This window comes from Methylobacterium sp. WL18 (genome assembly GCF_008040015.1).
Lineage (GTDB): Bacteria > Pseudomonadota > Alphaproteobacteria > Rhizobiales > Beijerinckiaceae > Methylobacterium > Methylobacterium mesophilicum.
On sequence record NZ_VRVD01001160.1, the window covers coordinates 1 to 741 of the forward strand.

2 protein-coding genes are annotated in these 741 nt (G+C 74.6%); both read left to right on the plus strand.

What is annotated here, in order from left to right:
- Window positions 1-574: glycosyltransferase family 2 protein (locus tag FV228_RS31525; RefSeq protein ID WP_281406559.1), on the plus strand; the 574-nt coding region annotated here is incomplete at its 5' end.
- Window positions 571-741, plus strand: a 171-nt coding sequence (locus FV228_RS31530) for a glycosyltransferase (RefSeq protein ID WP_147857953.1), incomplete at its 3' end; no start/stop codon positions are given. The genes FV228_RS31525 and FV228_RS31530, both read left to right, overlap by 4 nt.

Below are 741 nucleotides of genomic sequence, written 5' to 3' on the forward strand. Positions count from 1 at the left end.
GGCCTACCCGGCCCGCCCTGGTGCACCGGCCTGCGGCGACCTCGCGCCGGCCTGCGGCGTCATCTCTCAAGCCTGCGGCGGCCTCCCCCCAGCCTGCGGCGTCAACTCTCAAGCCTGCGGCGCCCTCGCCCCGGTGCAGTTCCTGGCGACCTCGGGCTCGCTGATCGACCTCGATGCCCTCGCCCGGGTCGGGCCGTTCCGCGCCGACTTCTTCATCGACGGCGTCGAGCTGGAATGGTGCTTTCGCGCCTGGAGTCTCGGTTACGGCTGCTACCTCGCCCGGGACGTCGCGATCCCGCACCGGGTCGGGGGCGGGGTGATCCGCGGCTTCGGGATCGCGATGCCGCGCCAGCCCCTGTTCCGGATGGCGACCTACCTGCGCAACGCGGTCTATGCCTGGCGCCTGCCGCACGTGCCCCTGCGCTGGAAGCTCGCCCAGGCCGCCTACCTGCCGCTCCAGGCCGGGCTGTACTGGGCGGATTCGGGCTGGCGGCCCGCCGTCCTGCTGCGGTTGCTCGGAGCCGCCCGCGACGGCGCCCTCGGGCGTCTCGGGCCCCCGCGGGATCGCCCATGACCGACCGCGCCGCCCTCGACGTGGTGATCGTCAACTGGAACGGCGGCGCCCTGCTCCGGGCCTGCCTGGCGAGCCTCGCGGCCGTGCAGGAGGCCGCCGCCGTGCAGGTCATCGTGGTGGACAACGCCTCGCAGGACGGTTCGGCGGACGACCTGCCCGCCCTGCCC